The following is a 22020-nucleotide window of genomic DNA, read 5'->3' as shown; positions in this document are numbered from 1 at the left end:
TAAAGATGCGGGTTCCGGAAACGGAGCCCGCATTTTTCTTTGGGAGGTTTCGAGAACGTGAGTATAGCCGCACGCGTGAATACCCTGGTCGACAGGGTGATCGAGGAAGAACGCATCACGGGCGCCGTGGTGCTGGTGTATAAGGATGGCGAACCGATCCTTGAAAAGGCAGCGGGTTTTGCCGACCGCGAGGCGGGGTTGCGTGTCCGTCTCGATACGATCTTCCGCTATGCCTCCGTCACCAAGCCGATCGTTGCGGTCACGGCCCTTGCGATGATCGAGAAGGGGCTGCTCAAGCTCGACGACCGCGTCTCGCAATACCTGCCCTGGTTCAGACCGAGGGCACCTGATGGTCGCGAAGGCGTGATCACTATCCACCATCTTTTCACCCACACATCCGGTCTGCTCTATGATCCGGCGCTGGAGCTCCTGCCCGAGGGGCAGCGTATGACGCTCGGCCTCGGGAATACGGAACTGAGCCTCGAAGACAATTTCAGCCGCCACAATGCCATCCCGCTCGCCTTCGAGCCTGGCAGTCGCTGGGCCTATTCCTTTGCCACCGACATTCTCGGCGGTGTGCTTGCTGCCCTCCATGGAGGGATGCTTGAAGATGCTGTCGTCCATCATGCCGCCGGCCCGCTCGGTATGGCCGATGCGCGCTTCCATGTGACGGATCCCGCGCGCCTCGCGGTTGCCTATGCCGATCATCCGGGTCGACCTGTTCGCATGCCTGACCCCTGGGTCAGCGGTGACGAGGATAACTGGCGAACCGTCTTTTCACCGGGTCGCATTTTCAATCCGAGGGCTTTCCAGTCAGGTGGTGCTGGTATGGCCGGCACGGCGCAGGACGTCTTGAGTCTACTGGAAATGCTGCGGACCGGGGGCGGCAGTCTGCTCTCGCCGGAAATGGCGCATGCCGCACTCTCCAATCAGATCGGCGACATCGAAGGCGAGCCCGGCTATCGCTTTACCTTCGTCGGCGGCTTGGTCTCCGATCCCGTCGCGGCGATGACGGCGCTCCCGAAAGGGGCGATCCAGTGGGGCGGTGTCTACGGGAATACCTGGTTCATCGATCCGGCCGAGCGCCTCACCGTCGTCAGCCTCACCAACAACGCGCTCGAAGGTTGCAACGGCGCCTATCCGGAAATGCTGCGCGCCGCAGTATACGATCGATAGGCCGGAAGTTACCTGGCTGCGATAACCTCAGCCGCCTTGCGCCGCGCCTCGTTATCCGCCGCATAGACGTCGGCGATCGTATCCGCCGGCACGCCCTCGACCATCGCGTCCATGACCGTCTGCACCACGTCGGCCATGTCGAGGAAGCGGATCTTGTCCTCGACGAAGGCGTTGAAGGCGGTTTCTTCGGCGGCGTTCAAGATGGCGCCCTGCAGGCCACCACGTTCTAGCGCCGTGCGGGCAAGTCTAAGGGCCGGGAAACGGGTCTCGTCCGGGGCTTCGAAATCGAGCCTTGCCAGCTTGGCAAAATCGAGCCGGTCGACATTGAGCGCCGGACGCTTCGGATAGGTCAGGGCATAGCCGATGGCGGTGCGCATATCCGGCACGCCGAGCTGGGCGATGACGGAGCCGTCGGTGTAGCCGACCATCGAATGGATGATCGACTGCGGATGCACGACAACCTCGATCTGGTCGGGGCGGACATCGAACAGGTGCTTGGCCTCGATCATCTCCAGCGCCTTGTTGAACATCGAGGCGCTGCCGACGGAGATCTTCAGGCCCATCGACCAGTTCGGATGGGTGCGGGCCGTCTGCACCGTGACATTGGCCATCTGCTCGCGCGTGTGGGTCCGGAAGGGACCACCGGATGCTGTCAGCACGATCCGCTCCAGCGCGTGGCGCTGGTCCTGCTCCAGGCACTGGAAGATCGCCGAATGTTCGCTGTCAACAGGGATCAGCCGTCCGCCGCCATGTCTCACCGCTTCGACGAAGAGGTGGCCGGCGGAGACGAGGCATTCCTTGTTGGCAAGTGCGATATCTGCGCCGCGGGCGGCGGCTTTGAGGGTCGGCGCGAGGCCGGCGGTGCCGACGATGGCTGCCATGACCCAACCGGCATCCATGTCGGCAGCCTCTTCCAGTCCGCTTGCGCCGGCTGCGACATCCGTGCCGGAGCCCGCCAGCAGGTCCTTCAATGTCCTATACTGGCTTTCGTCGGCGGTGACGGCGAGCTTCGCGCCGGTGCGGCAGGCCTGTTCGGCGAGCAGATCGAGATTGCCATTGCCGGTCAGCGCCATCACTTCGAAGCTGTCGCGACCGCCGAGTTGCTCGATCACGTCGAGCGTGTTGACGCCGATCGAGCCGGTCGAGCCGAGGACTGAAAGGCGCCGGGGCCGGGCATTGTCGATCATGCTGCTTACGTCCGATTGCTTCATGCTCAGAAGGCTCTACAAGGGAAAGGGAAGACCAGCAAGAGAGGTCGATCCCGACCCCTCGCCAGCCCGCTTGGGAATGTGAGAATGCCGGACTTTCTGCAGTCGACACGTTTGCGTGAGAGCCTGCCCGTCCTGCTCGCGGGGCTGGCGTTTCTCTGTCTGGCCGGTGGCGGAATTCTCTTCGTCGCCGCATATCCTGAGCTCGCCGCCAAGGCCTGGTTCGTCGGTGCCGCCGCTGTACTTGTGGTGCTCGTCATCGATATCTTGCGCGCCCTGCTCAATGGTCGCATGGGCGTCGACGCGATTGCCGCCCTGTCGATCGGCGTCGGTCTCGCGCTTGGGGAGAATCTTGCCGCGGCTATCGTCGCCGTGATGTATGCCGGCGGCCAATTGCTCGAAAGCTTCGCCGAAGGCCGCGCTCGACGCGACATGACGGCGCTCCTCGGCCGGGTCTCGCGTACGGCCATGCTCTATCGTGGCGATGCGCTCGAAAGCGTACCGATCCAAGCGCTCAAGCCGCAGGACCGCATCCTCGCGCGCAAGGGTGAGGTCGTGCCGGTCGACGGGCGTCTGCTTGCCGCGACTGCTGTCCTCGATCTTTCGGCGCTCACGGGCGAATCGCTGCCCGTGCCCATCCAGATGGGCCATGAAGTGCCGAGCGGTTGCACGGTGCTTGGCGACGCCTTCGATCTTCTGGTGCTGCGCGAATCCAAAGAAAGCACCTATGCCGGTATCGTCCGCCTCGTCGAACAGGCACAGGCAAGCCGGGCGCCGATGGCGCGGCTTGCAGATCGTTATGCCCTCGTCTTCCTCGGCATCACGCTTCTGCTTGCCGGCGGCGCATGGTGGTGGAGCGGTGAGGCGACGCGCGCACTCGCTGTGCTCGTGGTCGCCACCCCCTGTCCGCTGATCCTTGCCGTGCCCGTGGCCGTCATCGCCGGCATGTCGCGCGCTGCGTCGCTCGGCGTGCTGGTCAAGACGGCCGGCGCGCTTGAGGCGCTGGCTGCGGTCACCACCGTCGTTGTCGACAAGACGGGGACCGTGACCTCCGCACGGCCCGAAGTGTCCGAGGTCCGGCCGCAACCGGGCTTCACGTCCGATCAGGTGCTGGCACTTGCTGCCTCTCTCGATCAGGCCTCCGGCCATGTCGCGGCAGAAGCGCTGGTGCGCGCCGCCACCGCGCGGGGGCTTGGCCTGACCCTGCCTCAGGGCGTCATCGAAGAGGCGGGGCGGGGGCTCTCCGGCCTGGTCGGAGGTGTCAAGGTGGTGCTCGGTGGCAGCGGCTATGTCCGCTCGCAGTTGCTTGCCGGCGAGGATTTCGCCAGAGGCGGCATCGAAGGCGGTACGGCGGTGGTCGCCGTCGGTATCGATGGGCAGGCAGCCGGCCTCATTCTCCTTTCCGATCCCTTGCGTGCGGATGCCGGGGCAACAATCTCTGCCTTTCGGGCCGGTGGTATCAGCCGGATCGTCATGGCCTCCGGGGACCGAACGGATGTGGCTGAAAAGGCCTCGGCCAGTCTCAGCCTTGATGCCGTCGCAGGCGACCTCACGCCTGAAGGCAAGGTCGATCTCATTCGCCGGGAACGCGCCGGTGGCGTGGTGATGATGGTGGGAGACGGGGTCAATGATGCCCCGGCGCTGGCGCTTGCCGATGTCGGCGTGGCGATCGGTGCACGGGGTTCGGCGGCTTCGTCGGAAGCGGCGGATGTCGTGTTGCTGGCGGACGATCTTTCTCGGTTGCCGCTTGCCTGCGGGATCGCCAGACGTTCCCGCAGCATTGCCCGGCAAAGTGCGATTGCCGGGCTGCTGCTCTCTTTCGGCGCGATGGTCTTCGCCGCCTTCGGTTATCTGTCGCCCGTTCAGGGCGCGCTGCTGCAGGAGGTCATCGACGTTGCCGTCATCCTCAACGCCTTGCGCGCCCTTCGCGGCTGAGGCCAGCGTCAGGCCTGCGTCATGACGCTGCCTTCGCCTGATATGCGGATGCGCAGGTTGTTCTGCACATGGGTGACGCCACTGGCATTTTCGACGCAGTCTTCTGCCCGGCGTTTCTCGAAGCGATCGGTGACGTGACCAGTCAGGGTGACCTCCGCGTCCTTTACCGTCACCTCAATATCGGAGGCGTCTACCGAGGGATCGTCAGCCAGACGGTCGTTGACGTCTTCCAGAATGCGGGCATCCGAGCGGCGATAGCCCTTGGGGCCCTTGCCACGATGATTGTCCATCTCGCGGCGGCGGCTTGCGTCTTTGTCGCCGAACCAGGATGCGACCTCGTCGCCAGCCCGTTCCATAAAGCCACGATCGTCGTCGGCTTCGCGGTTCGCAGAGCCATAGCTTCCGCGATAGGATGGATTGTCGGACGGGTGATTTCCACGCCAGCTCCCACGGATCTGGCGACGGCTGTCGTCGCCGTAGCCCCGGTCGCTCGGCGCGCCCTGGTGGCCTCGGTCCTCGTTGCTCCAGTCGGACTGTCCCATGCGGGGGTAGCGAGATCCACTGGCACCATAACCGCCGCCGTCCATGCCGTATTCGCGCTGGCGCATGGCGTCGTAGTGATCGGCGTCCGGTCGGTTGTCGCCATAGCCGCGGACGAAGCCGCTGTCACCGGGGCCGTAGTCGCCGGTCGGGCTGCGGCGCGTGTTGCGGTTTCGGCCGTCGCCGGCATCCCAATTGTCGTTGCGATTGACCATTGTTTCCTCCTTCGGGTGTGAAGTGTGGCGTGCTGCGCCACCTGCGAATCTAACCCTGCGGAGCCTTGGATCGTTCCGGTGAAAACCTGAAAACAAGTCAGGAACAAAGCGCCATCCGGCCGGTTCTTTTCTCGCCATAACCGATAACCGAGGAGATACCGACAATGGCTACCAAGACACTGGAAGACCTTTTTCACGAGACCCTCAAGGATATCTACTACGCCGAACGGAAGATCCTGAAGGCACTGCCGAAAATGGCGCGTGGCGCTCAGGACGAGAAGCTGAAGGCGGCCTTCCTGCAGCACAAGGAAGAAACCGAAGGCCAGGTCGAGCGCCTGCAGCAGGTGTTCGAAATCATCGGCAAGCGTCCACGCGCCAAGACCTGCCCCGCAATCGACGGTATCGTCGAAGAGGGCGAGGAGATCATGGAAGAGTTCAAGGGCTCGCCCGCCCTCGACGCGGGCCTGCTTGCCGCCGCCCAGGCTGTCGAGCACTATGAAATCAGCCGCTACGGCACGCTGCGCGCCTGGGCTCAGCAGCTTGGCTACAAGGATGCGGTCAAGCTGCTCGACGAGACGCTGGCGGAAGAATCCAAGACCGACGAAGCGCTGACCAAGCTTGCTGAAAAGGCGGTCAATGCCGCAGCCCAGAAGAAGGCGGCCTGATAGCAGTTGCTTGCCAATCCAAGGAGGGGGTCGGATCTGTTCCGGCCCCTTTTTCCGTGCCTTTTATCCTGCCCGGACGCACTCAGTCTTGTCTTCGTCCTTCCGGGCATAGTGAGCCTGGAGAAAGGTCATGAGCCTGTTTTCGTCGGCGCGGAGCAGGGCGCGGGCCGGCGCTGCCTGGATGAGTTCGCGGACTTGATCCAGGTCCGTGTTCTTGTCGGCCAGGTTGAGGATCGCCGGATGCACATAGCTCGAGCGGCAGATCGTCGGCGTGTTGTGCAGCCGGTCGGAGGCGATCTCACACATTTGTCGTATCGTTGGTCGTTCCGACGCGTCGATGTGCTTCCAGGCTTCGGCGAATGCGGCGACGGATCCGCCCCAGGTGCGGAAGGTCTTGGCCGAGAGCCGCCTGCTGGTGATCTCCGTGAGATAGGTGTTGAGGCGGCCTGAATCGATGCGATGCAACTGCCCCTCCTGATCCCGCCAGGAAAAGAGATCGCGTCCGGGCAGGTCGGCAATCTCTTCGAGGATCTTCTGCAGTTTCGGATGGCGCAGTTTTCGGCGCACCCGCTTGCCGCCCTTGGCAAGGAAGCTCAGCCGAATGCCATCTGGCTCAAAGGTCAGATGGCGTTTCTGAAGCGTGGTTGCGCCATAGGTCTTGTTCTCCTGCGCATAGGCGCGGTTGCCGACGCGCATATATGTCACGTCCAGCAGGCTGATCAGGGCTGACAGGAGGAAGTAGCTCGAATCGGTATGTTCGGCGATGTCGCGGGCGATCCTGCGCCGGATGGTCGGTAGCGCCTCACCGAAGCCGATGAGATCGTCGAACTTGCGCTCGCTGCGCCATGTGGCCCAGTGAACATGGTAACGATACTGCTTGCGTCCCCTGGCATCGTAACCCGTCGCCTGCAGGTGGCTGCGCGGCTCAAGGCTGATCCAGACCCGTTCATAGGCGGGCGGCAGCGCGAGCTTGCGGATGCGGGTAAGGAGGGGCTGATCAGCGATGACGGTGCCGTCTGGAAGGTGATAGGAGAAGCCCTTGCCGCGGCGGCGGCGAGTGATGCCGGGCTCCGCATCGGTGCCGTAGACCAGACCGATCTCGGTCAGCTCAGGCACATCTTCCGTCGAAGGCGGAGGTCCCGCAGTCGTTTCTGCATCCTCGCTATCGGTCTTGCTCATCCGACGGGGCTGTCCGTCCCGGTTTCGCCGAGTTCACGGCGCAATTGCTGGCGCGCGCGGCTCAGGCGGCTCTTGACCGTGCCCACGGCACAGCCACAGATTTCGGCTGCATCTTCGTAGCGTTCGCCGAGCATGACGATGAGGACCAGCATTTCCCGGTGATGTTCGGGCAATCGGTTCAGAGCCCGGCGGACCTCGTCGGCCTGCACGGTCCACTCTTGGCTCGCCTCGCTGGTCAGACGTGAGGTTATACCCTCGGGCAAGCCCACGGTTTCGCGGCTGCTCTTCTTGAAGCGCGTACAGAAGGTGTTGCGCATGATGGTGAAGAGCCAGGACTTAAGGCGTGTTCCCGGCTCGAATTTGTCGAGATTGGCCAGCGCTTTGGTCAGCGTCTCCTGGACAAGATCATCCGCCTCTTCAGGCTTATGGCAAAAGGTCCGCGCAAAGGCGCGCAATGCCGGTATCAACTCGACCACTTCAGACTGTGCGGCAAGCTCGGCTCTACGGGTCGTCAAGATCGCCATCCTCCGATGTCTGTGGTACCGGGCAGAACGACGCAAAAACGCGCGTCATTTACCTTGGTTCCCGAAATTGTGAGTGGTCAGCCAGGTCGGCGACCATGTCAGCTACGGCTTACAAACTTGCTGAAGCGGCTCAGGTCGCCGTCGGCGGTTTTGTCCTGGTGGAGAAAGGCGAGATCGTTCTTTTCAAAGATCAGAAAGAATTCCTCCCACTCAATCTTCTCCAGTGACTCCTCCGGCTTGCCGAAATCCACCCTCAGAATGCCGCCTTCGCCGCTGTCCTTGACGCGAGTCGGCATGCCATCCCGCTCCTCGATCCAGCGGCGTATCTCGTCATGGTCCGTCGTTTGGCGCGCACTGCTCATGGTGTGTCTCGCTCTTTGCCGTTCCTCCCCTTGACCCGTTGATTGAACGCCTCTGTCAGCCAGTGGTTCCAGCGTCTGCGCCGCTTTTTCCGACGGAACAGAGAGCGTCTCCGGATGTTCTCTTTTGCGAGAGATCCGCAAGCGAGAGTGAGAAACATGACACATGTGCAGAATGTTGACGGCCAGGGGCAGCTGCTGATCGGCGATCGCGTCTCCCCCATCAGCTATCACGTGGCAGTCGAGCGACAGGGAGAAGGCTATAGCGCCCAGGTCGAGATCCAGGCCCCGCGCGACTGGCTGCTTCGGCAGGGCTTCGAGACGCGCGCAACCTTGGTGTTTGCCTCGGGCGAGCGTGCCGAGCTCGAGCACGATGGCCAGTTGGACGTATCCGACAGCATCAGTGTGATCCTTCAGGCCGAGCCGCTTGAGTTCAAGGATCGCCAGAAGCTGATCGAAGCCTTTCCCGAAGCGGAAGGGGGCGTCAACTGATCACGGCGGTTGATGTCGGCAAAAAAGACTGATCCGAGATGGTCCGGATGACGTAAGTTAAAGGTCAGGTACAATTAACACTCAACCTGCCAGCAATGCCCTCAAGTCGGAGGTCCACATGGAAGAACTGAAAATCGCATCTCCAGAGACGCGACGCGACAGGACGGGCGGCATCGTACGCGACAAGCTGGACCTGCTGATGCACGAGACGCGCCGTGAAGCAGTGCCTGAGCACCTGATCGTCCTTGCTGAAGAGTTGCAGTCGGCTCTCGATCAAAAGGTCGCGCCCTCCAAGACGTCGACCTGATTCCTCCCGGAACCTTTTCCCCCCGCGATTGGTTGCACTTTTGATTGTGCATCCAGATTCGAGGAAAGGGTATTTCATGATCAACTATTTATGGTTGTTTGTCGTCGCGCTCGGGAAGCTTCTGCTCGGCGGCGCCGTCTTCTATGCCATCATGCGGCAGAGACGGCTTACCCGGCGTGAGCGCATCGATCAAGACGCGGCAACGCGAGAGCTCTACGAAAAAGATGAAACAGCCGATACCAGCCCTTATGGCGGCAGCCGATAGGGATCGGCGCCGCATTCGTCGTTACAGGAAACTGCCGTTGTCCGGGTCGTAACGCTTCCCGTTCGCAATGCTCGCAAGTTCAACGAGATCGTCTTCGTCACGAATGCCGCTCTTCACAAGATAGCTGACAAGCGCTTCGGCATTTTCCTGCACATGTCTGTCGGCATGCATACGCTGGTACAGTCGCCGTACGGCCCGCTCCACGATTGCATGTTCGTCACTGTTCTTGCCCGGGGGTCTTGGCGCCATGGCATTCCCTCCGTTCGAGGCCGACGATAAAAAGAATAAGCACCCGTCGGCGTGGCATGGCACCATCATGCCGTAGAACGGCACGAACGCAACCCTAGATTCGTAATGGCAAGATGTGGGCGGTGAGAGGATGGTGATCCCGACGTGATTCGAACACGTGACCCTCAGATTAGGAATCTGATGCTCTATCCTGCTGAGCTACGGGACCACTTCCTCCTCCATACAAAAGCAGAGCCTTCAAGCCAAGCGGTTTTGCATGGTCGAAATGCCGTGTTCACCGCGGCAGGCGTTGCTCGGCCAGACGAACCCAATAGGATATCCCCGCCGCGATCGCCTCATCGTTGAAGTCGTAAGCCGGATTGTGGAGGCCGGCCGTTTCGCCATTGCCGATCATGATATAGGCGCCGGGGCGCGACTGGAGCATGAAGGCGAAATCCTCGCCGGCCATGCTCGGATCCACTTCGGTGTCGACGTTGCCAATGCCCGCCACGTCGATTGCCGCGCGTGCGGCATATTCCGTTTCGGCCGGATGATTGACCGTCACCGGGCAGGCGCGCTCATACTCGTATTCGATGGTCGCGCCATGGGCGGCCGCAATGCCGGTTGCGATCTCGCCAATACGCCGCTCCGCCAGATCGCGCACGCCTTCGTCCAGGGAGCGCACGGTGCCGGAGATGAAGGCTTCTTCGGGAATGATGTTATGGGTCGTGCCGGCATGAAACTGGGTGACGGAGACCACGACCGAGCGCAGCGGATTGGCGTTGCGAGCAGCGATGGTCTGAAGCGCGCCGACGATCTGCGCCCCGATGACGATGGTATCCGCGGTATTGTGAGGTTCAGCCGCATGGCCTCCCAGGCCGGTCAGCTTGAGTTGGAACTTGTCGGGCGCCGCCATGATGCCGCCCTTGCGGATGGCGAAGGTGCCGACAGGTTTTCCGGGCATGTTGTGCATACCGTAGATCTCGTCGATGCCGAAGCGCTCCATCATTCCGTCTTCGACCATGGCGAGCGCACCCCGCCCACCTTCCTCGGCCGGCTGGAAGACAACGGCAACGCTGCCGGAAAAATTGCGGGTTTCCGCGAGGTACTTGGCCGCGCCCAGCAACATGGCGGTGTGACCGTCATGGCCGCAGGCATGCATGCGGCCTGCAATGGTCGAAGCCCAGGGCTTGCCCGTGATTTCGTCGAGGGGAAGCGCATCCATGTCGGCGCGAAGGCCGATGGTCCGGCCTTCGCCGCCAGAGCCCTTGATGATCCCGACGACGCCCGTGCGCCCGAGGCCGGTTGCGATCTCGTCAACGCCGAATTCCCGCAACCTTGCCTCAACAAAGGCTGCAGTGTTTTCAACGTCGTATAGGATTTCCGGATTGGCATGCAGATGGCGGCGCCATTCGGTGGCTTCCGACTGGAGTTCGGAAGCTCGGTTCAGAAGCGGCATTCTCTTGTCCTGCGTTTATTCTTGATCACGGTCGCGGGGATCACGTGATTGTCGGCACGAATGTGCGCCTTTCAATTGACGTATTCAATGGGCTTTGCCATTCCTTCCCTACATAAGATCTCGTCATGCGTTGACGAGAGCGCAGCCGAACAAGAGGATCGAAGTCGTGTTTGCGAAACGTCCCCGCATGTTGTCTTCAACCGGATCCGTCCGCCGAGTTGCGGTCGCCGTCTCGCTGGTGGCGATGGTTCTGCCGGGTCTGGCTGCCGCCAATCCGATGATGGTGGTCGATGTCGGCAGTGGCCGGGTCATCGCCCATGAAGAAGCCTTCCGCAAATGGTATCCGGCCTCGCTGACCAAGCTGATGACGGCGTATACGACCTTCCGTTCGATGCGCTCGGGCGAGCTTTCGCCCGAGACCGTGGTGGTCATGAGCAAGCATGCCGCCGACCAGCCGGCGAGCAAGATGTATTTCAGGCCGGGCTCCAAGCTGACGCTCGACAGTGCCTTGAAACTTCTGATCATCAAGTCTGCTAACGACGTGGCGGTCGCCATCGGGGAAACGGTGAGCGGCAGCGAAGCGGCTTTCGTCCAGCGCATGAACCAGGAAGCCGCCCGGCTCGGCATGAACTCGACGCGGTTTGTCAATCCGAATGGCCTGCCGGGCAAGGGCCAGTACACGACTGCCCGTGACATGGCCCTGCTTGCCACGACCATCCGGCGTGAGTTCCCTGAATATGCGGGTTATTTCGCGCTGGAAGGGGTGACGACCGGCAAGAAGGACTATCCGAACTTCAACCTGCTCGTCGGCCGCTTCCCAGGCGCTGATGGCATGAAGACCGGCTATGTGTGCGCCTCCGGTTTCAACCAGGTCTCGTCTGCCACCCGCAATGGACGCACGGTGATTTCCGTCGTGCTCGGCGCCGACAGCCTCGGTGCGCGTGCCGATCTCTCCGCTGATCTCCTGCAGAAGGGGCTGACGACATCGGTTGCCGGCAACCGGCTGGATCAGCTCGCCCCCTACGGCGAAGGGCAGGATCAGGTGACCGACATCAGCGCCGAGATCTGTAATCCGAAGGCGCGTCAGATCCGCAGCGAAGGCCGTGATGAGGCCGGGCGCATGAAGCTGACCTCTCCTTACATCCAGGAAATGGGCCGCCCGCCGGCGATGAGCTTTGCCGGCCTCATTCCCGGCAGTGAGCCGGTAGCGACAAAACAGGGCTCCGGCACGGGCGAGATCGCCAATGTGCCGATCCCGAGGCCCCGTCCCACATTCTGAGTATCGCAATGACCCAGTCGCGCATTCCCGTCTCCATCCTCACCGGCTTCCTCGGGGCCGGAAAGTCGACGCTTCTCAACCGCCTGCTCAAGGACCCGGCGATGAAGGATGCGGCCGTCATCATCAACGAGTTCGGCGAAGTGGGTATCGATCATCTGCTGGTCGAGACCTCGAACGATGCGGTGGTGGAACTCGCCGACGGTTGCCTTTGCTGCACCGTGCGGGGCGAGCTGGTCGATACGCTGGCGGAATTGATCGACGGAATGCAGACCGGCAAGGTGAAGCCGCTGTCCCGCGTCGTCATCGAGACGACGGGCCTTGCCGATCCAGCACCCGTCATGCAGTCGGTCATGGGTCATCCGTCGATTGCTCAGCATTTCGATCTCGATGGTGTCGTGACGGTGGTCGACGCGGTCAATGGCCTCTCGACAATCGATGCCTTTCCGGAGGCTTACAAGCAGGTCGCGGTCGCCGACCGGCTGATCCTGACCAAGAGGACACTCGCCGACGAGGCCGCCGTCTCTGCGCTCACACAGCGCCTGCGCTCGCTCAATCCCCGCGCGCCGATCACCGATGGCGACGCTGATGATGCCGGCTCTGCCGCTATGCTGATCAACGGGCTCTACGATGCCTCGAGCAAGATCGCCGATGTCGATCGTTGGCTGAAGGACGAAATGGCGGCGGCCGGCGATCACCATCACCACGATCATCATCATGATCACCACGGGCACTCCCATGGTCACGGCCATCATCACCATCATGATGTGAACCGACACGGTGCTTCAATCCGCTCCTATTCCATCCTGCATGACGAGCCGATCGATCCGATGGCGATCAACATGTTCGTCGATCTCCTGCGCTCGACCCATGGGGAGAAGCTTCTCAGGATGAAGGCAATCGTGGCGCTCACCGACCGACCGGACAAGCCGCTGGTGCTGCATGGCGTGCAGTCGATTTTCCATCCGCCCGTGCGCCTGCCGTCCTGGCCTGAAGGGTCCGACCGCAAGACGCGGCTGGTGCTGATCACCAGGGACCTGTCGGAAAGCTACGTGCGGGACCTGTTCGGTGCCTTCACCGGCAAGGTGGCGATCGACCGCCCGGATCGCGCGGCGATGATGGACAATCCGCTGTCGGTTCCCGGCCTCAAGTTCTAGTCGCGGGTCACATCGCCCTTGCGGATGTGAAAGCGATGACCGGCGTCGAGCCGTTCCTGCGCGACCAGTTCATGGCCGTCTTCGTTGCAGAAATGCGGAATGTCGATGCCGGCGAGGGGGTCGCTGGTCTCCACCACGAGTTCGTCACCGGGCTTCATGTCGGCCATACGCCGACGGGTCTTCAAAACGGGAAGGGGGCATTTCAGCCCCCTCAGATCGTAGATCACCGTCTCGGCCATGCCCTTACCAAAGCTTCCAGAAGGGCTTCTTGTCGGCCGGGGCCGGAGCTGCAACGGCCGACTCGGCCGTCTGGGGGGCAAGCGGATTGGGCTGCGGCACCGGGACAGCGTTGGTGGCCGGCGCTGCAGGCGCGGCCGTCGTCGGCTGTGCGGCCTGCGCCTGGGGGTCGCCGTTCGGGTTGGTCGCCATCTGGTTGACGGCAGCCGTGCCGTTGGCGGCAGACAGCCTGGCCGGGTCGACGTCGTCGAGGTCGAGCAGCTTGCCTGCCTTCAGGGCCGAACCGGTGGGCGCGAAAGCGAGGTCGTGCGACCGAGACTTGCGCAGATCAGCCACCAGTGCCTTGCGCTCGGCTTCCGTCGGGTCATACCAGATCTTGCCGTCGTATTTTTTCATCGCCTTGGCATAGGCGGCATCATAGGCTTCGTTGAAGCCATTGAGCGCGACCGAGAGTGCCGGGGGTGTGCTCATGGCGGGGCAGGCGCCCTGCGGATTGAAGCTCGATCCTGCCGGTATCGACTGGTTGAATACGTATTTCTTCTCGCAGACATTGACCTCGGGCGGCCGCTTTGTGACTTCGAAATTGTCGTAGCCGACCTTGAGCGTCTTCCAAAAATCAAAGTGCGGGCTGTGGCGATGACGCGCCATGTTTTCAGCGGTCATGCGGAAGGGAAAGGCCTGCAACTGCACGGCCTGCTGGCCGCCCTTGAAGGCGTCGCGGGCAAAGGCATAGATCTCCAGCATCTGCGCATCGGTCATCGAATAGCAGCCTGACGACGAGCAGGCGCCATGGATCATCAGGTGTGATCCAGTGCGACCGTTGGCGCGGTCGAACTGGTTCGGAAAACCGGTGTTGATCGCCAGGAAATACTTGGAATTCGGATTCAGGTGATACGGCGTCAGCGGGTAGAAGCCTTCCGGCGCCTGGCGGTCACCTTCCTTCACCTTTGGGCCAAGGCGACCCGACCAGGCGCAGATATCGTATTCCACGACCTTGTCGAAGCGGCCGTTGGTCTTGGCCTTCCAGACCTCGAGCTTGCCCTCTTCCTTGAAGATGCGGATCATGATCGGCGAATTGCGATCCATGCCCTTCTTCTGGATTTCGGCAACGAGGCGCGCCGGCAGCGGCTGCTGGACCTTGTTGGAAACCCGCGGCGTGTCATAGGCCGCGCTCTCGAGCGCGTCATTGCAGCCTGCCAGAGCCGCAGCGAAAACCAGAACCAGGGCCGTTGATGTCAAACGCATGCGCGAAGGCTCTTTCCAGAAACACATGTTGGTGGCTCAAGCCGAGCCGGTCATGCGTAGTTTAGAACTGCTTTCTTCACAAATTATAAACCAATGGCCGCCGATTTCGCCATCCGTCTTCCGCCGCTACCGCTGCAAAGCGGCGGAGTGATGGCAAATTGCCGCAGTCGCAACCTTCAATCTCAGAGGTTGCGGCCGATATCGAGGAATTTCTGGCGTCGATCGGCGCGCAGCTTGTCGCCCGGAAGCGGCGTCAGTTCGGCCAGTGCACTGGCGATCACGTCGCCGGTCATGCCGATGACCCGGTCCGGCGCGCGATGGGCGCCGCCAACGGGCTCGGGAATGATAGCGTCGATGATGCCAAGACCTTTAAGGTCTTCCGCCGTGATCTTCATGTTGGTCGCGGCTTCCTTGGCGCGGGTCGAATCGCGCCAGAGAATCGAGGCTGCGCCTTCCGGCGAGATCACCGAATAGATCGCGTGTTCCAGCATATAGACGCGGTTGCCGGTGGCAATCGCGATCGCGCCACCCGAGCCGCCTTCGCCGATGACGACGGAGACCATCGGCACTTTGAGGCCGAGGCACATCTCAGTGGAGCGGGCAATGGCTTCCGCCTGGCCGCGTTCTTCGGCTCCAACGCCCGGATAGGCGCCGGCCGTATCGATCAGTGTGATGACTGGCAGGCCGAAGCGGTCGGCCATTTCCATGACGCGGATCGCCTTGCGGTAGCCTTCAGGGCGCGGGCTGCCGAAGTTGTGCTTGATGCGCGACTTGGTGTCGTTGCCCTTTTCCTGGCCGATCACGGCGACCGGCTGGCCGCGGAAGCGCGCGAGGCCGGCCTGGATGGCGGCGTCCTCGGCAAACTTGCGGTCACCGGCCAGCGGCGTGAATTCGGTGAACAGCGCCTCGGCATAGTCGACGAAATGCGGACGCTGCGGATGGCGCGCGACCTGCGTCTTCTGCCAGGCGTTGAGCTTCGAATAGATCTCCACCATCGCCTCGTCGACGCGGCTTTCCAGCCGGGTGATCTCTTCCGAGGTGTCGATGCTCTCGTCCTCTTCCGCGATCTTCTTCAGTTCGCGGATCTTGGCCTCGAGGTCGGAGATGGGCTTTTCGAAGTCGAGATAGTTGTGCATGAACTCCGTTCCGATCGTTCGTTCCTGGCGCTCGCCGCCCGCAGGAACCGGCTTTGCCGGTCCTAATCGGGGTTTTTGGCCTGTTTTGCAAGGGGGTGATGCGTATGCACCAGTTGCTGCAGGCGCTCGTCGAGCACATGCGTATAGATTTGTGTCGTTGAAATGTCGCTGTGGCCGAGCAGTTCCTGCACGGCGCGAAGGTCCGCACCATTGCCGAGAAGATGGCTTGCGAAGGCGTGTCTGAGCACGTGTGGAGAGACGGCATTGGCCGATAAACCGGCCCTGACAGCCAGATCCTTGAGGTCGCGCGCAAACACCTGTCGGGGCAGGTGGCCTTCCTTGCTGGCCGCTGGAAACAGAAAGGGGCTGTCGGCGTGAACGGGATCGGCCCCCCGAATTTTACCGTATCGCGCGAGCGCCTCGATCGCCGTCCGCGACAGGGGGACGAGCCGCTCCTTGTTGCCCTTGCCTCGCACCAGCAGGAAACGACCTTCCTGGGTCAGCACTTTCACCGGAAGCGAGACAAGTTCGCTGACGCGCATGCCGGTCGCATAAAGAAGTTCGATCAGCGCCAGTCGCCGGATCCGCGCCGGCCGGTCCGGTCCTTCGAGGTTCGCCTCCTGCTCGGCGAGCGACAGAAGCCCGGTGACATCCTCGACAGTCAACACCTTGGGCAGGGAGCGGGTCTTCTTCGGCGCGTCGAGGATCGCGGTCGGGTCATCGCCCCTCAGCCCTTCCGCATAGAGAAACTTGTAGAACTGGCGCATCGCCGACAGGCGTCTTGCCTGGGACGTCGGCTGGAAGCCGCGACGGGCGAGGTCGGAGAGATAGACGGCAAGATCTTCCCGTGTCGCTGCACCCAGGGTCACCTTGCGGCCGGACAGAAAATCGCCGAGGTCGTCGAGGTCCCGCTCATAAGAGGTGAGCGTGTTCTGGGCTGCTCCGCGCTCGGCGCTTAGCATTTCCAGAAAGGCTTCGACGCGAGCCCGGCTCAGATCCGACATGTCCTGTTTCCCGCTATTGCTCGACCGGATTGATCCGCTCGGAAGGAATGCGCACCGTGACGTCGCGTTCCCGCGGTTCGACGAAGACGGCAAAGGACCACATGGTGATGTAGACCAGACCGGCAATGGTCCCGCAGATGAACAGGAAACGAAACAGAGTGGGCATGGTCGGTCCTTCACCGGTTCCGGGAATAAATAGGTAGAAACATGGAGTTTACCAAGGCCGGGACAGGCCTTGCGGAAATGCAGCCATGGCTTGACGCTAGCCCTCTATATGTCAATAGGTCATGAAACAGTCGTGAACAGGCCGATGACCGAAACGATCCTCAACCTTGCTCCCAGTCTGGGTGTGCGCGCCAAGACGGCGCTCGGCAAACGCAATCTCGTTCTCGTTGGTCTTATGGGGGCCGGCAAGTCGGCTATTGGCCGGATCGTTGCGCAGCAACTCGGTCTGCCCTTCGTCGATACCGATACGGAGATCGAGCGGGTGTCGCGGATGACGATCGCCGAGCTCTTTGCCGCCTATGGCGAAGAAGAGTTTCGCGCGCTGGAAACCCGTGTCATCAAGCGCCTGCTGCGCACGGGGCCGCGGGTCGTGTCCACCGGCGGCGGCGCCTTCATCAACGAGAGGACTCGCAAGCAGATCGAGCGTGGCGGGCTTTCGGTGTGGCTCAATGCCGATCTCGACGTTCTCTGGGAGCGGGTGAACAAGCGCGATCACCGGCCTCTGCTGAAGACCGAGAACCCAAAGCAGACGCTGAAGGATCTGATGGACAAGCGATATCCAATCTATGCACTGGCGGATATCACGGTCCAGTCGCGCGACGTGCGTAAGGAAGTGATCGCCAACGAGGTCCTGACCTCGGTGATCGAACATATCGGCAAGGACAAGACGCAATGACGAAGGTCGAGACCCTGGAACGCCTGGTGCATGTGCCACTGGGCGAGCGCTCCTATGACATTCTCATCGGCCCCGGCCTGATGGCGCGTGCCGGTGGCGAAATCTCGACCCGCATCAAGGGTCGCCGTGCGGCCATCGTGACCGACGAAAATGTCGGTGCGCGTTATCTCGACGGATTGATGGACAGCCTGCAGACCGATGGCATCGAGGCTGTCTCGGTCACGCTTCCCGCTGGCGAGAAGACCAAGAGCTTCGACTATCTCACCAAGGTCTGCGACGTGCTGCTCGAAGCGCGCATCGAACGCAACGACACCGTCATTGCGCTCGGTGGCGGCGTCATCGGCGATCTCACTGGCTTTGCCGCTGGCATCGTCCGGCGCGGTGTCCGCTTCGTGCAGATCCCGACATCTCTTCTGTCGCAGGTCGACAGTTCCGTCGGCGGCAAGACCGGCATCAATGCGCGGCAGGGCAAGAACCTTGTCGGCATCTTCAATCAGCCGGATCTGGTGCTCGCCGATACCGACGTGCTCGACACGCTGTCGGAACGAGAATTTCGCGCCGGTTATGCGGAAGTGGCGAAGTACGGCCTGATCGACAAGCCCGACTTCTTCGAGTGGCTGGAGACGAACTGGCGCGAGGTCTTCGCCGGCGGTGCTGCTCGCATCGAGGCAATTGCCGTCTCCTGTCAGGCCAAGGCCGATGTGGTCGCCGCCGACGAAAGGGAGAATGGCCGCCGTGCTCTGCTCAATCTCGGCCATACCTTCGGCCATGCGCTGGAGGCTGCGACCCAGTATGACAGCAGCCGGCTCGTGCATGGCGAGGGGGTCTCAATCGGCATGGTGCTCGCGCATCGCTTCTCGGCGCGCATGAACCTCGCCAGTCCGGATCTCGCGGATCGGGTAGAGGCCCATCTGAAGACTGTCGGCCTTCCCACCCGCATGGATCAGATCCCCGGCGAATTGCCGCCGACCGATGTCCTGATGGATGCCATCGCCCAGGACAAGAAGGTCAAGGGCGGTCAACTCACCTTCATCCTTACCCGTGGTCTCGGCCAATCCTTCGTCGCAGACGATGTGCCGGCATCCGAAGTTCAGCGTTTCATCGAGGAGATGCGCCCATCATGATCGAGCAAATCCTTGCCGGCCTCGCCGAATACTGGCTGACGCTGGTCGCCATCCTGTTGTTGATCTGTGCCTCGGCCTTTTTTTCCGGCTCCGAGACAGCGCTGACCGCCACGTCGCGTGCGCGCATGCACACATTGGAGGTCAATGGCGACGACCGTGCCGGGGTGGTCAACATCCTGATCGAACGGCGCGACCGGCTGATCGGCGCTCTGCTGATCGGTAACAACCTGGTCAACATTCTCGCCTCGTCACTGACGACGAGCCTGTTTCTCGGCCTTTTCGGCGATTCCGGCGTGGCGATCGCCACGCTCTTGATGACCGTTCTGCTCGTCATCTTCTCGGAAGTCCTGCCGAAGAGCTGGGCGATTTCTGCGCCGGAACGCTTCGCGCTGTTTGTTGCCCCGCTCGTTCGCCCGTTCGTTGCCGTGGTCGGGCCGCTTTCCAGTCTTGTCAATTGGATCGTGCGCAAGCTGCTTGGCATGTTCGGTGTTTCGATCTCTGGGGAAGCGTCGATGCTTTCTGCGCATGAAGAGTTGCGCGGCGCCGTGGCGCTCCTGCATCGCGAGGGATCGGTCATCAAGGCCGACCGCGACCGCCTCGGGGGTGTTCTCGATTTGGGCGAACTCGAAGTTTCCGATATCATGATCCACCGCACGGCCATGCGGGCGGTCAATGCCGACGAGCCGCCGGAAACCGCAATCCGCAACATTCTCGAAAGCCCCTATACCCGCATGCCGGTCTGGCGTGGCGCGACGGACAATATCATCGGCGTGATCCACGCCAAGGATCTGATCCGCGCGCTCGCCGAGCCGAATGTCGAGCCGCAGGACATCGACATCGTCAAAATTGCCCAGAAGCCGTGGTTCGTGCCCGATACCACCAACCTCAAGGACCAGCTCAACGCCTTCCTGCGCCGCAAGACCCATTTCGCCGTGGTCGTGGACGAATACGGCGAAGTGCAGGGTGTGGTGACGCTCGAAGACATTCTCGAGGAAATTGTCGGCGATATCTCCGATGAACACGATCTGGAGATCCAGGGCGTGCGGCAGGACAGCGACGGCTCGATCGTCGTCGATGGCGGGGTGCCGATCCGCGACCTCAATCGCGCCATGGACTGGCTGCTGCCGGACGAGGAGGCAACGACGATTGCCGGTCTCGTCATCCATGAGTCGAAGTCGATCCCTGAGGAGCGCCAGGCCTTCACCTTCTACGGCAAGCGTTTCATCGTCTTGAAGCGTGAGAAGAACCGCATCACGCGTCTGCGCATCCGGCCGATCGATGCGGCCGAGCCGGAGGTCTGATTTCAGACGAGGACTACCAGCGCGTGGGCTCGCCGGGGGCGGCGGGCTCGATGGCCAGCGCATGCAGGCCGGCGTCCAGTTCGGGTTTCAGCAGATCGGTCACGGCCCGGTGGCGCGCGAGCCGCGTCATGCCGTCAAAGGCGGATGCAACGATGCGAACACGCATATGTGTTTCACCCGTGCCGGTGATGTCGGGCTGGTGGCCGGCATGGTGCTGGCTCTCGTCGATCACGACGAGCCGTTCGGGGCTGAAAGCCTCCGTCAGACGGGTCTCGATCCGGCTTTTTACCGACATGGTCTGCCTCTTTCTGCTGCTTCGCAAAACGCCCCACAAAGCGCGCAACAAACCGGTTTGTCAATTCTTGTCCGACCCCTTCCTGCGCCCCATAATTAGCGCATGAAACTCGACTCGAAATATTTCGATGGGATACGGACCCGTCGAAAACGGGCAGCGGAGCCCGAACCATCCAAACCTGTGTGCCAATGGGACGGCTGCGACAAGCCGGGGGCCCATCGCGCACCTGTGGGCCGGCATGCCGAAGGCCAGTTCTTCCTGTTCTGCTTCGAGCATGTGAAGGACTACAACAAGGGCTACAACTACTTCTCCGGCCTCTCGGACACCGAAATCGCGCGCTACCAAAAGGAGGCGATCACCGGACATCGTCCCACCTGGACCGTGGGCGTCAACAAGGCGGCGAAAGCGAGCCCGTTGCATTCCACTGCTCGCTCCGGTTCGGCTGCGTCACAGGCGCGCATGAAGGACCCGTTCGGCTTCGTGCAGCAGGGTCGCGGTGGCGCCTCGCGCTATCAGGCGACGGATCGGAAACTCAAGACTTTGGAGGCAAAAGCGCTGGATACGCTTGGGCTTACCGTCAGCTCCACGCCGACCGACATCAAGACCCGCTACAAGGAGCTTGTAAAAAAACACCATCCCGACGCAAATGGCGGAGACAGGGCTTCGGAAGAGCGTTTTCGCGCTGTTATTGAAGCCTACAAATTGTTAAAGCAGGCCGGTTTCTGTTAATCCGAACACACAGCAGCGATGAGATGCGGCCGGTCGGTGGCGCCCGGCATGGAGAAACGATGAGCAAAATTGATCTTGATATTACCAATCTCCCCGACACCACCGTGTCGGTGCGCGAAGTGTTTGGTATCGACAGTGACATCCGGGTGCCCGCCTATTCCAAGGGTGACGCCTATGTGCCGGATCTTGATCCGGACTATCTCTTCGACCGTGAAACCACGCTCGCCATCCTCGCCGGTTTTGCGCATAACCGCCGCGTCATGGTCTCCGGCTTCCACGGCACGGGCAAGTCGACGCATATCGAACAGGTCGCAGCCCGCCTCAACTGGCCTTGCGTGCGCGTCAACCTCGACAGCCATGTCAGCCGTATCGATCTCGTCGGCAAGGACGCCATCGTCCTGAAGGACGGCAAGCAGATCACCGAATTCAAGGACGGCATCCTGCCCTGGGCCTACCAGCACAATGTGGCGCTCGTCTTCGACGAATACGATGCCGGTCGCCCTGACGTCATGTTCGTTATCCAGCGCGTACTGGAATCGGCAGGCCGTCTCACGCTGCTCGACCAGAGCCGCGTTATCCGCCCGCATCCCGCCTTCCGCATCTTCGCGACCGCCAACACGGTTGGCCTCGGCGACACGACGGGCCTCTATCATGGCACGCAGCAGATCAACCAGGCGCAGATGGACCGCTGGTCGATCGTGACGACGCTGAACTATCTGCCGCATGACAAGGAAGTCGATATCGTCTGCGCCAAGGTGAAGAGCTTCGGCTCGACCGCCGAGGGTCGAGACACGGTCTCGCGCATGGTTCGCCTTGCAGACCTGACGCGCGCCGCCTTCGTCAACGGCGATCTTTCGACCGTCATGAGCCCGCGTACCGTTATCACTTGGGCCGAGAACGCCGAGATCTTCGGCGATGTCGCCTTCGCCTTCCGCGTCACCTTCCTCAACAAGTGCGATGAACTCGAGCGCACGCTGGTGGCCGAGCAGTATCAGCGCGCCTTCGGCGTGGAACTCAAGGAAAGTGCGGCCAATATCGTACTCGGCGCATAAGGACTGAGAAG

Annotated in this window: 26 protein-coding genes and 1 tRNA gene; 13 read left to right on the top strand and 14 right to left on the bottom strand. The window is 61.9% G+C overall.

Translation table 11 applies throughout. The features are described from left to right. Positions 1–57 precede the first annotated feature (57 nt). The gene (locus BW978_RS15815; RefSeq protein ID WP_076397099.1) at positions 58–1176 is read left to right on the top strand and encodes a serine hydrolase domain-containing protein; all 1119 of its coding nucleotides are present in this window, start codon (positions 58–60) and stop codon (positions 1174–1176) included. Between the two features lie 8 nt (positions 1177–1184). Here the strand turns inward: BW978_RS15815 and dxr are convergent, their stop codons facing one another. Beyond that, the gene (gene dxr / locus BW978_RS15810; protein WP_076396751.1) at positions 1185–2363 is read right to left on the bottom strand and encodes a 1-deoxy-D-xylulose-5-phosphate reductoisomerase; all 1179 of its coding nucleotides are present in this window, start codon (positions 2361–2363) and stop codon (positions 1185–1187) included. A gap of 108 nt (positions 2364–2471) precedes the next feature. Here dxr and BW978_RS15805 point away from each other — a divergent pair, with 108 nt between their 5' ends. Then, positions 2472–4319 (top strand): heavy metal translocating P-type ATPase, encoded by a 1848-nt coding sequence (locus tag BW978_RS15805; protein WP_076396749.1) that lies wholly within the window; start codon positions 2472–2474, stop codon positions 4317–4319. An 8-nt stretch (positions 4320–4327) separates the two neighbouring features. Here the strand turns inward: BW978_RS15805 and BW978_RS15800 are convergent, their stop codons facing one another. After that, the gene (locus BW978_RS15800) at positions 4328–5074 is read right to left on the bottom strand and encodes a BON domain-containing protein (RefSeq protein WP_244551974.1); all 747 of its coding nucleotides are present in this window, start codon (positions 5072–5074) and stop codon (positions 4328–4330) included. Positions 5075–5238: 164 nt separating this feature from the next. On the opposite strand from BW978_RS15800, the gene BW978_RS15795 reads away from it, so the two are divergent. Next, complete coding sequence (locus BW978_RS15795; protein WP_054149877.1) at positions 5239–5739, top strand: YciE/YciF ferroxidase family protein; 501 nt, start codon at positions 5239–5241, stop codon at positions 5737–5739. Positions 5740–5802: 63 nt separating this feature from the next. On the opposite strand, the gene BW978_RS15790 is transcribed toward BW978_RS15795, so the two are convergent. From BW978_RS15790 to BW978_RS15780, 3 genes are all read right to left on the bottom strand, one after another. Continuing rightward, positions 5803–6918, bottom strand: a complete 1116-nt coding sequence (locus tag BW978_RS15790; protein ID WP_139330575.1) for a DNA topoisomerase IB — start codon at positions 6916–6918, stop codon at positions 5803–5805. Continuing rightward, positions 6915–7442 (bottom strand): sigma-70 family RNA polymerase sigma factor, encoded by a 528-nt coding sequence (locus BW978_RS15785; protein WP_054149878.1) that lies wholly within the window; start codon positions 7440–7442, stop codon positions 6915–6917. The genes BW978_RS15790 and BW978_RS15785 overlap by 4 nt, the downstream gene beginning before the upstream one ends. Positions 7443–7540: 98 nt before the next feature. Beyond that, complete coding sequence (locus BW978_RS15780; RefSeq protein WP_076396747.1) at positions 7541–7804, bottom strand: hypothetical protein; 264 nt, start codon at positions 7802–7804, stop codon at positions 7541–7543. 156 nt (positions 7805–7960) lie between these two features. On the opposite strand from BW978_RS15780, the gene BW978_RS15775 reads away from it, so the two are divergent. The 3 genes from BW978_RS15775 (at position 7961) to BW978_RS15765 (ending at position 8865) form a co-directional block, all read left to right on the top strand. Beyond that, entirely contained in the window at positions 7961–8293 is a 333-nt protein-coding gene (locus tag BW978_RS15775) for a hypothetical protein (RefSeq protein WP_076396745.1), read from the top strand. A 118-nt stretch (positions 8294–8411) separates the two neighbouring features. Then, a complete protein-coding gene (locus tag BW978_RS15770) occupies positions 8412–8600 on the top strand; it encodes a hypothetical protein (protein ID WP_076396743.1) in 189 nt (62 codons plus the stop codon). A gap of 76 nt (positions 8601–8676) precedes the next feature. Continuing rightward, the gene (locus BW978_RS15765) at positions 8677–8865 is read left to right on the top strand and encodes a hypothetical protein (RefSeq protein WP_076396741.1); all 189 of its coding nucleotides are present in this window, start codon (positions 8677–8679) and stop codon (positions 8863–8865) included. Between the two features lie 21 nt (positions 8866–8886). On the opposite strand, the gene BW978_RS15760 is transcribed toward BW978_RS15765, so the two are convergent. The 3 genes from BW978_RS15760 to BW978_RS15750 form a co-directional block, all read right to left on the bottom strand. Continuing rightward, on the bottom strand, positions 8887–9114 hold the full coding sequence (locus BW978_RS15760) for a hypothetical protein (RefSeq protein ID WP_076396739.1): 228 nt from the start codon (positions 9112–9114) through the stop codon (positions 8887–8889). 131 nt (positions 9115–9245) lie between these two features. Further along, a tRNA-Arg gene (locus BW978_RS15755) sits at positions 9246–9322 on the bottom strand. Between the two features lie 66 nt (positions 9323–9388). Next, positions 9389–10552 (bottom strand): M20 aminoacylase family protein, encoded by a 1164-nt coding sequence (locus tag BW978_RS15750; RefSeq protein WP_076396737.1) that lies wholly within the window; start codon positions 10550–10552, stop codon positions 9389–9391. A gap of 244 nt (positions 10553–10796) precedes the next feature. On the opposite strand from BW978_RS15750, the gene BW978_RS15745 reads away from it, so the two are divergent. Continuing rightward, a complete protein-coding gene (locus tag BW978_RS15745; RefSeq protein ID WP_244551984.1) occupies positions 10797–11831 on the top strand; it encodes a D-alanyl-D-alanine carboxypeptidase family protein in 1035 nt (344 codons plus the stop codon). Between the two features lie 8 nt (positions 11832–11839). Beyond that, the gene (locus BW978_RS15740; RefSeq protein ID WP_076396733.1) at positions 11840–12985 is read left to right on the top strand and encodes a CobW family GTP-binding protein; all 1146 of its coding nucleotides are present in this window, start codon (positions 11840–11842) and stop codon (positions 12983–12985) included. On the opposite strand, the gene BW978_RS15735 is transcribed toward BW978_RS15740, so the two are convergent. The 5 genes from BW978_RS15735 to BW978_RS23590 form a co-directional block, all read right to left on the bottom strand. Continuing rightward, on the bottom strand, positions 12982–13224 hold the full coding sequence (locus BW978_RS15735) for a sulfurtransferase TusA family protein (RefSeq protein ID WP_076396731.1): 243 nt from the start codon (positions 13222–13224) through the stop codon (positions 12982–12984). The genes BW978_RS15740 and BW978_RS15735 overlap by 4 nt on opposite strands. A gap of 4 nt (positions 13225–13228) precedes the next feature. After that, entirely contained in the window at positions 13229–14467 is a 1239-nt protein-coding gene (locus tag BW978_RS15730; RefSeq protein ID WP_076396729.1) for a L,D-transpeptidase family protein, read from the bottom strand. Positions 14468–14649: 182 nt separating this feature from the next. Next, positions 14650–15603 carry an acetyl-CoA carboxylase carboxyltransferase subunit alpha gene (locus BW978_RS15725; protein WP_076396727.1) on the bottom strand — a complete coding sequence of 318 codons (954 nt, stop codon included), beginning with the start codon at positions 15601–15603 and terminating at the stop codon, positions 14650–14652. Positions 15604–15665: 62 nt separating this feature from the next. Continuing rightward, positions 15666–16607 (bottom strand): site-specific tyrosine recombinase XerD, encoded by a 942-nt coding sequence (gene xerD / locus BW978_RS15720; protein WP_076396725.1) that lies wholly within the window; start codon positions 16605–16607, stop codon positions 15666–15668. Between the two features lie 13 nt (positions 16608–16620). Next, entirely contained in the window at positions 16621–16773 is a 153-nt protein-coding gene (locus BW978_RS23590; RefSeq protein ID WP_175616894.1) for a hypothetical protein, read from the bottom strand. 144 nt (positions 16774–16917) lie between these two features. Between BW978_RS23590 and BW978_RS15715 the strand changes: the two genes are divergently transcribed. Genes BW978_RS15715 through BW978_RS15705 form a run of 3 tightly spaced genes read left to right on the top strand, consistent with a single transcriptional unit; the run spans position 16918 to position 19933 of the window. Further along, positions 16918–17508: a shikimate kinase gene (locus BW978_RS15715; protein ID WP_076396723.1), complete on the top strand. Its 591-nt coding sequence runs from the start codon at positions 16918–16920 to the stop codon at positions 17506–17508. Further along, positions 17505–18632, top strand: coding sequence for a 3-dehydroquinate synthase (aroB, locus tag BW978_RS15710; protein WP_076396721.1), 1128 nt, complete (start codon positions 17505–17507; stop codon positions 18630–18632). The genes BW978_RS15715 and aroB overlap by 4 nt, the downstream gene beginning before the upstream one ends. Next, entirely contained in the window at positions 18629–19933 is a 1305-nt protein-coding gene (locus BW978_RS15705) for an HlyC/CorC family transporter (protein ID WP_076396719.1), read from the top strand. The genes aroB and BW978_RS15705 overlap by 4 nt, the downstream gene beginning before the upstream one ends. Positions 19934–19946: 13 nt before the next feature. Here the strand turns inward: BW978_RS15705 and BW978_RS15700 are convergent, their stop codons facing one another. Further along, positions 19947–20228, bottom strand: coding sequence for a BolA family protein (locus BW978_RS15700; protein WP_076396717.1), 282 nt, complete (start codon positions 20226–20228; stop codon positions 19947–19949). 102 nt (positions 20229–20330) lie between these two features. Between BW978_RS15700 and BW978_RS15695 the strand changes: the two genes are divergently transcribed. Both BW978_RS15695 and cobS read left to right on the top strand, forming a co-directional pair. Beyond that, positions 20331–20957, top strand: coding sequence for a J domain-containing protein (locus tag BW978_RS15695; protein ID WP_076396715.1), 627 nt, complete (start codon positions 20331–20333; stop codon positions 20955–20957). A 59-nt stretch (positions 20958–21016) separates the two neighbouring features. Further along, a complete protein-coding gene (gene cobS, locus BW978_RS15690; protein WP_054149896.1) occupies positions 21017–22009 on the top strand; it encodes a cobaltochelatase subunit CobS in 993 nt (330 codons plus the stop codon). The last annotated feature ends 11 nt before the right edge of the window (positions 22010–22020 follow it).

It is taken from the genome of Rhizobium sp. RU33A (assembly GCF_900156055.1).
Classification (GTDB): Bacteria; Pseudomonadota; Alphaproteobacteria; order Rhizobiales; family Rhizobiaceae; genus Allorhizobium.
This window is presented reverse-complemented; position numbering and strand designations above follow the sequence as displayed.

Coding starts and splice junctions, on each gene's coding strand:
- dxr (WP_076396751.1), bottom strand. CDS start 2,363: ATGATCGACAATGCCCGGCCCCGGCGCCTTTCAGTCCTCGGCTCGACC.
- BW978_RS15805 (WP_076396749.1), top strand. CDS start 2,472: ATGCCGGACTTTCTGCAGTCGACACGTTTGCGTGAGAGCCTGCCCGTC.
- BW978_RS15800 (WP_244551974.1), bottom strand. CDS start 5,074: ATGGTCAATCGCAACGACAATTGGGATGCCGGCGACGGCCGAAACCGC.
- BW978_RS15795 (WP_054149877.1), top strand. CDS start 5,239: ATGGCTACCAAGACACTGGAAGACCTTTTTCACGAGACCCTCAAGGAT.
- BW978_RS15790 (WP_139330575.1), bottom strand. CDS start 6,918: ATGAGCAAGACCGATAGCGAGGATGCAGAAACGACTGCGGGACCTCCG.
- BW978_RS15785 (WP_054149878.1), bottom strand. CDS start 7,442: ATGGCGATCTTGACGACCCGTAGAGCCGAGCTTGCCGCACAGTCTGAA.
- BW978_RS15780 (WP_076396747.1), bottom strand. CDS start 7,804: ATGAGCAGTGCGCGCCAAACGACGGACCATGACGAGATACGCCGCTGG.
- BW978_RS15775 (WP_076396745.1), top strand. CDS start 7,961: ATGACACATGTGCAGAATGTTGACGGCCAGGGGCAGCTGCTGATCGGC.
- BW978_RS15770 (WP_076396743.1), top strand. CDS start 8,412: ATGGAAGAACTGAAAATCGCATCTCCAGAGACGCGACGCGACAGGACG.
- BW978_RS15765 (WP_076396741.1), top strand. CDS start 8,677: ATGATCAACTATTTATGGTTGTTTGTCGTCGCGCTCGGGAAGCTTCTG.
- BW978_RS15760 (WP_076396739.1), bottom strand. CDS start 9,114: ATGGCGCCAAGACCCCCGGGCAAGAACAGTGACGAACATGCAATCGTG.
- BW978_RS15750 (WP_076396737.1), bottom strand. CDS start 10,552: ATGCCGCTTCTGAACCGAGCTTCCGAACTCCAGTCGGAAGCCACCGAA.
- BW978_RS15745 (WP_244551984.1), top strand. CDS start 10,797: ATGGTTCTGCCGGGTCTGGCTGCCGCCAATCCGATGATGGTGGTCGAT.
- BW978_RS15740 (WP_076396733.1), top strand. CDS start 11,840: ATGACCCAGTCGCGCATTCCCGTCTCCATCCTCACCGGCTTCCTCGGG.
- BW978_RS15735 (WP_076396731.1), bottom strand. CDS start 13,224: ATGGCCGAGACGGTGATCTACGATCTGAGGGGGCTGAAATGCCCCCTT.
- BW978_RS15730 (WP_076396729.1), bottom strand. CDS start 14,467: ATGCGTTTGACATCAACGGCCCTGGTTCTGGTTTTCGCTGCGGCTCTG.
- BW978_RS15725 (WP_076396727.1), bottom strand. CDS start 15,603: ATGCACAACTATCTCGACTTCGAAAAGCCCATCTCCGACCTCGAGGCC.
- xerD (WP_076396725.1), bottom strand. CDS start 16,607: ATGTCGGATCTGAGCCGGGCTCGCGTCGAAGCCTTTCTGGAAATGCTA.
- BW978_RS23590 (WP_175616894.1), bottom strand. CDS start 16,773: ATGCCCACTCTGTTTCGTTTCCTGTTCATCTGCGGGACCATTGCCGGT.
- BW978_RS15715 (WP_076396723.1), top strand. CDS start 16,918: ATGACCGAAACGATCCTCAACCTTGCTCCCAGTCTGGGTGTGCGCGCC.
- aroB (WP_076396721.1), top strand. CDS start 17,505: ATGACGAAGGTCGAGACCCTGGAACGCCTGGTGCATGTGCCACTGGGC.
- BW978_RS15705 (WP_076396719.1), top strand. CDS start 18,629: ATGATCGAGCAAATCCTTGCCGGCCTCGCCGAATACTGGCTGACGCTG.
- BW978_RS15700 (WP_076396717.1), bottom strand. CDS start 20,228: ATGTCGGTAAAAAGCCGGATCGAGACCCGTCTGACGGAGGCTTTCAGC.
- BW978_RS15695 (WP_076396715.1), top strand. CDS start 20,331: ATGAAACTCGACTCGAAATATTTCGATGGGATACGGACCCGTCGAAAA.
- cobS (WP_054149896.1), top strand. CDS start 21,017: ATGAGCAAAATTGATCTTGATATTACCAATCTCCCCGACACCACCGTG.